Raw genomic sequence first — 12,819 nt, forward strand, 5'->3', positions numbered from 1 at the left:
ATTAATATATTTATTAATGTAATTTTGTACCAATCAAGTGCATAAACTCTTCACGAGTTTCTTTTCTAAGAAAAGCACCGATAAAATCGGAAGTTGTAGTTACTGAATTTTGTTTTTGAATACCACGCATAGACATACAAGTATGTTGAGCTTCAATAACAACACCTACACCTAAAGGATTTAAAGTGTCATATATTGCCTCTTTTATTTCTGTTGTCATTCTTTCTTGCACTTGTAAACGTCTGGCAAAGGCATCAACAACACGAGCTATTTTGCTTAAGCCCACTATATGGTTTCGGGGGATATATCCTACATGTGCCTTTCCTATAAAAGGTAGTAAATGATGTTCACACATAGAATATATTTCAATATCTTTAACCACAACCATCTGTTTATAATCTTCCCTAAACATTGCCGAACGGAGCATTTCCTTAGGGTCAACCAAATTGCCGTGAGTAAAAAACTTCATTGCTTTTGAAATTCTTACCGGTGTTTTTAATAATCCTTCTCTTTCCGGATTTTCACCAAGTAAATGTAGTATTTCTTTATAATGATAACTCAATTTAGATATTTTCTCGGGATCATAAAGATTTTTCAAACCTGAATAACCCTTCAGATCATCACAATCCATACCATCCTCCGAAAACAATGAGATATTGTCAATATCCGTCATTAAGAAATTATTTATTCTATATTATTATTTTCTTCCAATTTCATTTTACAAGTCCCGACAAATACGGCACCTGATTCTATATATAATTTTGAAGTAGTTATTTCTCCTTCAAAAATTGCAGTAGATTTCAACTCCAATAATTCGGCAACAAAAATATTCGCCTTACATCTTCCTTCAATAGAAGCGTTGGCACATTCAAGTTCTCCTTCAATTATTCCTTGTTCGCCAATAATTACTTTACCTTGAGCTTTTATTGTACCCTTAACATTCCCGTCGATACGAATATTTCCGTTTGTTTCAATATTACCGTTAATTACAGCGCCACATTGGATAATATTTGCGCTAATATTTTTTTCAATTTCAATTTCTTTTCCCATAGCTTAATTCTAATCTCTCATTGATAATAACTTAGTATTAAAGAAGTAAATATAAGCATCCAGATTCTTACTTCTATAAAATACCGGATAATTTTCTTGAGATATAACAAAATGATAATAGGCATCGGAAGGCAATCCCGCATATATATATTGATTTACAATGGCATTCTCATAGAAGTCCAAAGCTTTATTACAATCAGTAAAAGATACAACAGTAACCAATTCATACTTATCGGTAAGCATTACCGAGTTGGATTTCAAATTATCTAATTTGTGATAACGCATCAGATAATCTGAAACTCTTGTTGTTGTGGCTTTGATATTACTTTTTGTATTATCCAGAACTAAAACATAAAAATAGGTTGTATTGCATTTATATTTATACTGAGATACTTCTTGTTCGAATTTCTCTTGTTCCTGTTTTTCTTTTTCAATAGTAGCCATTGTAGCCGAATCCATGACTACTTCTTCTCCTTTACCGAAATAATCTATCATATTCTGAGCTAAAGGTGACACTTCGCTATTCGAATATTTTTCGGTAATTTCCTTAAACTTAATAAATGCCGATTCGGAATCTTCGTTTTTCGCAAGATCCGCCATAGCAGACATATAGAGGAATTTAGGAACAAAATCGGAATCATTCAGCTCAATCCCTTCCTGAGCATATAACTGTACAACATCAAACATTTTGTCTTCATAAGTAAGATATACGTCAGTATAAAGGTTTCTCGAAGCATCAAGTCTTTCACGCATCGTTATTGCGTATGTAGGATCCTGTAGCAACTTTGCATAATCACTATCAGGGAATTTGGAAATAATATTAGACTTAGTTTCATTAACACAGGCAATATCTGTCATCTCCTGGCAATTCATATATTTCATATAATATGAAAGCAATAAATATTTTGACTCGGGAAATCTTCTGATAAGATTATTAAAGCATTCATTTGAAAGTTCTAAGTCACCGAGCCGTTCCGAAGAAATAAAGCCCGCATCATATAGTGCCTTTTCAATCTTTTCATTCGATAATGCCATTTTCTCTTCTGTTAATGGAAGATATTGCAAATAGTATCTTTCATCCATAACATCGGTAATATACTCTGTTGTATCTGTAACTGAATCATCTATAACAATATCATCCAATTCATCCCATGAAAATGATTGTTTATTTTTCAAGAACCAAAGGTCTTCTTGTTTTCTATTTCCCCAACGACGTTTAAACTCGCTAATCCCGCTACTAACCATTTGGTTATTATAAAAATACCAGTTATTAGTACTACCGAGCCGACCGGTAAGACGTTGATCTTCATATTGGCTAACTGTAGATGCACTAAAATCTCTCTGTTGCTGCATCTCTATCTCTCTCTGAATTCTCTCCTGTTCTTTTAAGTCGGCAATAATTCCTCCAATAATAGCCATTCGTTTAGACTCATCCATAGTTGCAAGATTTTGAAGGCTGTCTTCCGTTTGAACTATCATTAAATTAGAAACCAAATCCGTAAGAATATTTGTTTTTTCTTTTATCTGAACATAATCAACATAATCCGTAGGTAAAAACTGTACAGTTGTATCATAGTAAGGTTGAGATTCTATATATTTTTTTTGTTCAAAATAAATGTCAGCTAATTTGTAAGCTCCTAAAGCTTTCTGGTAATTATTATTAACACTCGTAGCAACGGAGAGTGCAAGATATTTCATTTCAGATTGTTGATCACCGTTACGTCTTGCAACTTCGGCGAGAGCGTAATATATCTGATCACGAAAATCCTTGTTTTTATCCTCTTTAAGCATTTTGTTTAATATTTTCACAACGTAAGCACCTTCTTTAGGATCAGCACATTGAGCCATACGTATCTTAGAGTTGAAAGTAATCATAAAATCATTACCCTTAGTCGATTTTTTAAAATACTTTGAAGCATCAGAATAACTCTCTTGCTGTTGATTAATTTGTCCCAGAATAAAGTTAACACGTTGTTTTAATTTTTTATTTCCTTTATTTTGCTCAAGAGATTTTTCCAGATACTTCACTGCATCATCATATTTTTTCTGACTTAAATAGTAATCCGCATAAACAATAGGAAATTCTTTCTGAATACTTCTTACAACCTCAAAATTATTAATCAAAGGTTGCATATCTTCGAGGATTACTTGTGCTTTCTCAAATTCCCTATTTTGTATATAAGTTTTGGCAAGCCATAACTGTGCCTCATGCTGTGTTGTTTTATTAGGATAAGTTTTGATAATATACTGGAATGTACGTCTGGCATTACTGAAGTCTTTTTGAAAGAAATAACTTTTTCCTATTACCATGTAACAATCATCAATCCACTTTATTTTTTCCTCACTATTAAACACCATAGAATGGCGTCTAATCATAAGAAAACTTTTCTCAATAGAATTATCCAGATTCGGTTTCATAGACTGGGCTTCCTGTTTATTCCCATAATAGACTACAGGAATTACAGACATAAAGTTATCAACTCCGTTATCCCGCATTTGCTTAACAGTAGTTTTTAGATTATCATTAGCATTCCAATAACCGTTATAATGTGTGGTAAGATTATGATAAGAGCGGCGTGTAAAAGTATTTTTCTTCGTAGAACATGAGGAAAACACAACCACAAGCATGATAACCAGCAGTGTTATTATAATATTTTTCGATTTCACTATAAAAATTCTAATTAGTTTATTATATTAACTAATAAACGGCAAATTTATTTTATTTTTTTTAATTAACAGCAAGTTTTTAATTAATTAAAAAAAAAATTTAGATATTTGCATTCTATTTTATCAAAAATAATAATGAGCAAGAAGTTTCCTGAATATAAAAATAATTGGACGAATAAATTAAGGCAACGTTTAAGAATTGTTGTCCAATCGGAACATGACTTTCAAGAAAAGAGGCAATTTAATATTACTCCCATAAAACTAATTTCTTTATCCTTTGCCATTGTGTTATTTTTCGTAATTATTACGGCTGCAGTAATTTCATTTACAAGATTAAGAGTTTTGATTCCCGGATATGCCGATCCCAGACTACGTGAAGATTTATATAATCTGGAGCAGAAAACGGATAGTTTAGACTTAATACTTAATCAGATATTACTTTATGATAATAATATCCGAAGAATTTTATTAGGGGAAGATAGTGCATTGATTGAACGTACGGAAGATAATATTTCAATTAACAACACCAATTTTGAATATAGGATTTCCTCTGTTGATTCTGTTTTTAGAAGTAATTTCGAACATGAGTCTATGTATAATTTACATGACAGATATGTTGATAAAGAGAAGAGTTTAAAAAGTTTCTCGTTTTATCCTCCCATTAAAGGTATGATTACATCTCAATTTAATGAATCGCTTGGCCATATAGGTACTGATATTATTCCTGTAGGCAGTGAGCTTGTAAAATCAATTATGAATGGAGTTGTAATATTTTCGGGTTGGACAGTTGAAACCGGTAATGTAATTATTATCAGTCACCAATATAATGTAATAAGTGTTTATAAACATAATTCCGTATTATTAAATAAATCCGGCGATTATGTCCGGGCGGGAGAAGCAATTGCCATTTGCGGTAATTCTGGCGAGTTAACAACCGGTCCGCATTTGCATTTTGAACTATGGTTTGAAAACAGACCTGTAGATGCCGAAGAATTTATTAATTTCGGAGGAGAAGGAAATTAAAGTTTGCCATTATCTGATTAGTTTCTAAATATTCAATTTATCAAATAAAAAGGCTCTATCCAAATTGGATAAAGCCTTTTTACATTAAATTAAAAAATCTTTATTGAACAACAACTCTAACTCTTTCTATATTACCATCAACTGTGGTTATATTGAAAAAATAGATACCTGTTTTGTATGATGCAACATTAATAGCATTTACAGCTCCGTATTTTGCTACTAGTTGACCAACACTATTGTAAACTGTTACATTTGCAATATTTATACCTTCTATGTTAATAACATCATCTGCCGGGTTAGGATAAAGTTTAAATGTTGAATGGGTTTCAATACCAAGGTCTATAGTCACATCAACACAAACTTCTTCCGATTCGCAATTAGGATGAACCGCTACAACACAATATTCATAAATTCCATTTGGAAGGGTTACAACATCATCAATATATTGTTCGCCACTAACGTTATTTGCAATAAGGGTACCTTCTCTATAAATATCATAGAATATCTCATATACCGGTGTTTCTACAAAAGCTTCTACATTCCAGTTTGCGCTAACGCTACCTGTTAATGCATATAAATTTGACCATAAACCATTATAGTACATTAAATCTCCTTTATCTGCTACTCTTGGACCTGCATCACAACCTGCGGGGTGATTACTTGTTGTAACTACACGATATCCTACCCATAATTCTTTAGTTACGTCAATTTCATAAGGTTCAGTTAAAATAACTTCATTATAAGCCTCTTCAACTAATGATTGGGTCACTGCCTGTTCGTATACTAATGTACCAGGATTGGTTACTGATGTTGCTCCCTGATAAATATGAAGTGTAAAATTAGCTACTGATGGATAATATGGTACAAAATTTATTTTTGTAATCCAGTCGCCACCTGATATATTAAGTGCTGCTAAATCTGCAACTGTCCATCTTGCTGCAACAATAAACTCTGCTGCGCCTCCCGTACCTATAGCATCATAGTTTGCGCCGGCATAAGTAATCCATCCGTCTTTAGAACCGTTATCGCCTTTTGACGTATTTTCCGGTCTCTCAATATTAGAATATAAAGATGAGAATGGAGCATTACCTTTATCATAAACAGTAACTGCTTCTTCGTTGATAGACGATGTTTCTATAATGTTATGAGATAATTTTTTACCTTTCGATGGTGCTGTCCAATCAAGTGTTACCTTATTTGCACTTGAATTAAATGAACCTGTAAGGTCTGTAACTGGCTCGCAGTCATTTTGACAAGCAGGTTTATTTATTGATATAGGGTTAGATTCATTACTACCGCAATTTACTGTAACACTCCAAGTATGACCTATCGTAGAATCAAAACCTGTATCAGTATATGAGGTTGTTGTGATATTTTCTGCAATCTTAGTTGTACCTCTATAAACATTATAAGTATATCCGCTTCCGAGACCTGTCCATGAAATTACCGCTTCATTACAATCTGTATTATACTCAACTGCTAAATTTGTTGGAGGATTGCAGGGCAAGATTTCAGCACATCCTTCATTAGTAGCTAATGAAATACAACCATTTTCATACTCTGCTCTTACTTTATAGCAATATGTTCCAGCAGTAGCTATATTTGTGTCAGTATAATTTGTTACAGTAGGGCCAACTGTAGCAAATGGAGTCGTATTATCACCATAATAAATGTTATACCTTAATAAACCCGTAGATGGGTTCGGTGCCGTCCATGTTAAATGTATATTATTAAAATTCTGAACTGTTGCAACTAAGTTAGTTGGGGAATTACAATCCGGAGGAGCAATTGTGAAAGTAACATCTACAACAGCTTCCCCAACATTAGGATTAGCACTAGTAAATTCAAGATTAGCATGCCATTCACCTTCTTCAGCATACAAGCCGTCCATAGTTAAATTAATAGTTTGAGTACCACCAGCAGCTATAGTTCCTGAGCTCGGTTCAATACCAATCAACCAACCTGCTAATCCTAATTCGAATATACCTACTAAATTAGGCTCAGATTGGATTGATGCGAAATAGCACACTTTACCACCGAATTCACCGGTAAATGCACCGCCTGAACTTCCATATGCTGCACCCGGGCTCATAAGCGTTCTCGGATCAAATCCGAAACTTGTATACGAATTTGCCGCAATATCATATTGTTGCACTAATGCACTCGCTCCATCAGGGTTTTGTGTATTTAATAACAAATACGGTCCGCCTGCTGTAGTATTGTCATATGCTGAGCCATATACATCTACCGGGGCCAGAGCCGTAAATAATACTGCACCCGATCGGCTTATTTTATATAATCCTTCCCAAGGACCAACCCAGAAAGTATCATCTGAAGGATCATAAGTACAATGTCTAACACCACCATTAGAAGCAGAAGTTATTGCACCAATAAATGCTCTATTTGCCAAATCCATAATATAAATTATTGCAGTCGTATTACCAGCATAAAAATAAGTGCCATCATATGTTATATCACGAACTTCACCGACACCGGAAATTGTAAAGGTTTCTATAAAATTGCCTTCCATATCATATTGTGCAAATGATCCGCTGGCATTCCATCGTGATAAGTAAATATAATTGCCATCTGTTGCTACACCTGTATATCCATTACCTGGAGCAGTTATTTCACCTACTATATCCCAAGCGGCTTTTGAGCCACCTTTATCAAGATAATCTACATTAAAACCAAAGTTAAGCGGGCCATCACCGGTATTAGATAATGTAACTGTTGCTTGACCATTAACTCCGTAACTGGTTGTTACATCAACATCAGTTGGGTTTACAGAAATAACAGGAACTGTCATTTGATAATTCTTTGTAGCACCACCAGAAACTGCAGTATAAGTTTCTGTTATTGTATTATAACCGGCAGCAGAAACTGTAACATTATAACTATATCCTACTATAGCTTCAATAGAATAGTTTCCTGTTCCGGTTGTATAAACTGTTGAAGGAGCCGGGCCGCCTGTATATGCAACTAATGCGCCTTCAATAGCAGCACCGCCTGTATTCTTTGTGATTGTGCCAATAATTGTAGCTGTCTCTGGAGCAGTACAAGTATTAGTATAGGTATGAAAAACTCCAGATGATGGAGCTTCACCTAATCCGCAATTATAAATTTCCATACCCCAGGCATCAGTAATTATAAAAGAGATTTCATAATCCCATGGACTTCCTGAATACCATGAAAATGATACGTTTCCTTCAGGAATCATTAATGATTGTGTTCCAGAAACTCCATACGCTAATGTAATCGATGCATAAGTCGAATTACCGTCAACGCCAACAGTAATAGTAGAATTATTCCAACCGTCACCGTAACCGTCATGCATTTCAAAATTAATATTACACATATCACCTACTGTAATATTGCCAATACATTCACTGATAGGAATACAACCACCAGCAAATAAAGCTTTAACGCAATATGAATGTGTCCCGGATGGAACATTAGTATGATTATATGAAGTTGATGTAACTGTTGTTAAACTTATACCGTCAAACAGAATTTCATAACCTGTCGGACTACCTGCAGGAGCTGTCCAAGTAAGAGCAACTGAGCTTCCGGTAACATTTGCATTTAGGTTGGTAATCTTTTCACAAGGCTCATCATCACCACCAGCTTCACCAACTATAGTGAATGATTCTACAAAACGAGAATTAAAAATACCATAAGTTGTTTGAGCACCGGTTGATTTGTCTAAATGTATTAATGGAACATTCACCGGATTATTGGTTTGACGTTTTCCCCAATAAATCTCATCTGTTTCACGGTCAATTGAAATATCCTGTATATAGTTAACACTTGCACCTAAAGTTCCAATCAAACTATAAGTGCCTACTACAACATCAAATGAACCAAACTCAGAGGTGCCGCTTGCAACCACTTTTACAAGATAGCCATCACCTGAATTATCAATTGTTAAGTAGCATATACCGGGAACATTACCTAAACTAGTAAAATTTCCAGTTATAAGGTCAATCTTACCGTAAGGACTACTGGTAGTATTTCCCCAAGTTGTAACATACATTAATTCATCTGCTGGATTATAAGCCATAGATATTATATCCTGTACTCCTGTTTTGATAACAGTAAACTCTCCTGTTGAAGGATCAATAGTACCATATCTTCTAACCTCAGATAAAGTATTATAATCTACGGCATAAATTACATCATCTACAAATTCCATTGCTTGGATCTCAACTGACGAATAAGTTGTTATTGCGGTAGCAGTGGCAACATTTCCAAGAGTTGTTTCATACAATGTAGGAACATTACTTCCCGAATATGTGAAATAAAACAATTGAGAGCTCGCACCCTTGGGGCCTATAAAACTATCAAAAGTTGGTTCATTTGTCTGCTCTGGCATTTGCTGAAGCAATTCCGTAGGTATTCTTTTTTGCGTTTCAATTGCAACAGTATGTTTTGTAGGCTTAATTTCTTTAGCAGCTGTTTCCGCTGATCCAAGAAATTGTGCTTGAACAAAAAGCGGAATTGTGCAAGCAAGAGTTAATAACAATAAAATTTTTCTCATAAACATTAATATTAAAGGTTAATAATTTTTAGGCTGCAAACATAACAATTTTTTTTGACAAAAAAACAAACTTCTAATTATTTATTTTAAATAAAATAAATATAGGACCGATTAAAATATTTTAAATATTTGAATATCAATATTTTTAAATCATATATTTAACAAATACAACAATCAAATTTATTTGAAATACCTAAAATTATGTTTGATAATAAAATATCTTACTTCTACCGATAGCAAAAAAGGCTATCCATAGGATAGCCTTTTCATTAATAGAGTAAGTAATTAATTACTACAATTATTGAATAACAACTTTAAATATTTCAACATTACCATCTGTAGTTTTTACATTAAACATATAGATACCTGAAGTATAAGAAGCAACATCAATAATATTTGTACCTTCATATTTTGCAACACATTTGCCGATATTATTAAATACTGTTACACTTTTGATATTTTCACCTATAACCTTAATATAATTGTTAGTCGGATTGGGGTAAAGTATTATTGAATTATTAGTATTATTGGTAATACCATCAACAATTATTTCGAAATCAATGTTTGCAGTTACTGTTGTACCCGTTTCATAAACACCTCTGACACCAGCAATATATTCGCCTTTTGCAAGACCAATAAAATCCCAATAATCATCAGTTGTTGTTCCTTGAGATTCACCATTTAGGAATATTTCATAGCTTTGAAGAGCTCTAGTTGCTTTAGGAGCTAATTTTTTCCCGCCATATATTGTGAAAATCCATAAATTCATTAACCATTCCCCCACTTCGTGACTAAGATTTCCGGAAAAAGTTGTAAAATTAAAATTGCTGTAAGAATATACGGTATAACCGCCATTCATATCACCACTAATATTAGGATAACTATAACCATCTGTACCGCTTAATGGTTCCATAAATATCCCGACTTGTTTTCCGCCTAATCCTGTAATTCCATTTAGATCAATGTCATTTTCCCATTTATCATCACCGGTTGTTTGCATGATATCAGATACATATATAATCTCATATGCAGTCATATCAATAACATATATTTTATAATCCCAGATACCATAAGATCCCCAAGAGCTATGATGGAAATCTGTAAGCAGAAGGCTTGCATCCGGATAATCCGACAAATCGTATATAGTTCCATAACCTACATTCAAGCCTTGGTAATATGAATTATAATTACCATTGTCGATATAATATGAAATTACATGGGATTCGCCATGCTTCCAAGAGAAGTTTACATCAGCACCTTCTACAATTACTTCCAAACCGGAAACCTCAATCATTGTTTCAGTCATTTCAACATTTACTGTTTGTGCCGATGTTATATTCAGATCCTGACCGGTAATATTATTATAACCGTCGCAAACAACATTGTATGTGTAACTTGCCGGAGGTAATGAAAATACAATTGTACCGTTTGAAGCCGTACCGGATGTATATTGAGAGCCGTTAAGATTAATAACAACGGTAGCATTTAAAGGATTAGACAATGTATTACTAATATTAAATGTACAATTAGTAGCATTTGAACTCATTGTTACATTAATATTCACAACATCTCCAGCAACTGTAAAGCTACCGCTATAGTCATCATAACCAAATTTAGTTATTGTATAGTTATAAGATCCGTCGACAAATCTACGGGTCGCAATACCTTGTGCATTAGTAGTCAGCGTATAGTTTCCTACTGTAACAACTGCTCCTTGAATCGGATTAGAACCGTCCGTAACAGTAAAGTTAACAGGATATGTAGTAATATTACTGTTTTTTAAAATAACTAAAGTCCCATATTGCGTTACTCCATAGTCTTTTATCAATGTAAACGCACCTGTTTGAGTATTAAACGTACCGAATTTAGCTGTATAAGTATCCGTATCAAAAGTTTGTGCATATAAAATACCCGCCTCTCTGTCAAAGCAAATATCCTGACCAAAAGCAGTTTTTATTCCCATCGGACCTATTTCAGTAAACACACCTGTAGCCGGATCAATTCTGGTTAAGGCCGAATTAGATGTAGAAACGGCATATAAATATCCGTCATCAGCCATTGTTAAGCCTCTATAGAAGGATCCGGTGGTAGAAGTACCTATAAAAGTAGGAGTAAATGTATTCATATCAAGAGAATATAGCTTAGCATAAAATGGATCAACTACCTCGGCTATATCAAAGAAATACCACGTACCGTTATCTTGATGCCAGTCATAAGCTAATCCGATAGGCCTAGGAAAACTGCTAAGAGTTCCTACGATACTAATTGAGCCATCAGGAGCAACAGTATGAATAGTTTTATCCTCGGACAATCTATAAATCGATTGTCCGTTATAATCTTCACCTGTTGGAAAGACTGAACCGAACCAAGATATATTTGAAACATCACCTGTCGTCAAATCGATTGAGCCGAAATATTCGTCAAAAATGTTAGTTGTATAAGCATCATTTAAGTATGACCCGACAACAATGTCAATTGTTTTAGTATCATTTGAAGAATTGCCATCACCCATTAAATTAACAGTCGCTGTTAAAGTATGATTTCCTTCTGCAGGTGTCCAGCTATCCATTACAATAACAGTTGATGAATTTGATGTCAGGGAAGAGCCGTTTTTAGTACTGCTATAACTTCCGCTTGATAAAGAAACGGACCAAGTAGTTTCAGTATTTAATCCCACATTTTTAATTGTAACCGACGGGGTTACTGTCGAACCTATCATAACGAAGGAAGCAGGAGCAATACCTATTACGGCGAGATCATGCTCTTCCTGTTCGATAACGGAAATATTATCAACAGCCCAACCATAATCCCAAATTCCATTATCACTATAATAGAAAGCAATATACACAGTAGGTTCGCCTATATAACTCGACAAATCAATTGAAGCCGGAACCCAGTAATTAGTATTGTTAATAGAAGTATATGAAACAAGATTTGTCCAAGTGTTACCATCTGTAGAAATTTTCACAGCGGATATACCTTGATAAAAATAAATAAAGAATTCATACTCTAATTTCGGCGCCGTAAGATTGGAAAAATCTAATGCTGGTAATTTCATCCAGACATCACTTAAATCCGCTCCGTTACCTGCCGCATCATCATTAACATAGGCATAAGCGCTTCCATCGGGAGATGGGGGGATAGTAAAATAGGCACTACTTCCGTTTTCACCAACAGTCCAGCCATAAACAGGATGAGAACTTGTAGTAATAATATCGGGTGGTATACCATCATTAAAATCATAATAAGCAATTGTAGCTTTGTTTGCATTCCCAGATTTAGAACAATCGGTGGAAGTAAATACTGCATTTTTGTGTCTAACATCACTTACAGCAGTAATACGAGTAGCACTCACTTCAGAATTTCGCGCATCTTTTTTTGTGAGTTCTTGGGCGTTAACATTAACTCCAATTAGGAGAAAGAACGCCATTAATAAAGTAAATTCTTTTTTCATAAGCTTTTTTTTAGTTAATAATAATAGAAAAGGTTATATATAAGCTTTAGTATTTACAATGTATAAAAATTTTGACCGACAAATG

The 12,819-nt window shown here is 34.0% G+C and carries 6 protein-coding genes; 1 reads left to right on the forward strand and 5 read right to left on the reverse strand.

The window, feature by feature from the left end; genetic code table 11:
* Positions 1-13: 13 nt before the first annotated feature.
* The 3 genes from folE to LBP67_00845 are packed head-to-tail and all read right to left on the reverse strand — an operon-like array spanning position 14 to position 3,717.
* Complete coding sequence (gene folE / locus LBP67_00835; GenBank protein ID MDR2083526.1) at positions 14-631, reverse strand: GTP cyclohydrolase I FolE; 618 nt, start codon at positions 629-631, stop codon at positions 14-16.
* Between the two features lie 53 nt (positions 632-684).
* The gene (locus LBP67_00840) at positions 685-1,050 is read right to left on the reverse strand and encodes a polymer-forming cytoskeletal protein (GenBank protein ID MDR2083527.1); all 366 of its coding nucleotides are present in this window, start codon (positions 1,048-1,050) and stop codon (positions 685-687) included.
* 9 nt (positions 1,051-1,059) lie between these two features.
* Positions 1,060-3,717, reverse strand: a complete 2,658-nt coding sequence (locus LBP67_00845; protein ID MDR2083528.1) for a tetratricopeptide repeat protein — start codon at positions 3,715-3,717, stop codon at positions 1,060-1,062.
* Between the two features lie 135 nt (positions 3,718-3,852).
* Here LBP67_00845 and LBP67_00850 point away from each other — a divergent pair, with 135 nt between their 5' ends.
* Entirely contained in the window at positions 3,853-4,740 is an 888-nt protein-coding gene (locus LBP67_00850; GenBank protein ID MDR2083529.1) for a M23 family metallopeptidase, read from the forward strand.
* Positions 4,741-4,840: 100 nt separating this feature from the next.
* On the opposite strand, the gene LBP67_00855 is transcribed toward LBP67_00850, so the two are convergent.
* Positions 4,841-9,280, reverse strand: a complete 4,440-nt coding sequence (locus tag LBP67_00855) for a T9SS type A sorting domain-containing protein (protein MDR2083530.1) — start codon at positions 9,278-9,280, stop codon at positions 4,841-4,843.
* 298 nt (positions 9,281-9,578) lie between these two features.
* Positions 9,579-12,734, reverse strand: coding sequence for a T9SS type A sorting domain-containing protein (locus LBP67_00860; GenBank protein ID MDR2083531.1), 3,156 nt, complete (start codon positions 12,732-12,734; stop codon positions 9,579-9,581).
* Between the last annotated feature and the right edge of the window lie 85 nt (positions 12,735-12,819).

This window comes from Bacteroidales bacterium, from assembly GCA_031276035.1.
Taxonomy (GTDB): Bacteria; Bacteroidota; Bacteroidia; order Bacteroidales; family BM520; genus RGIG7150.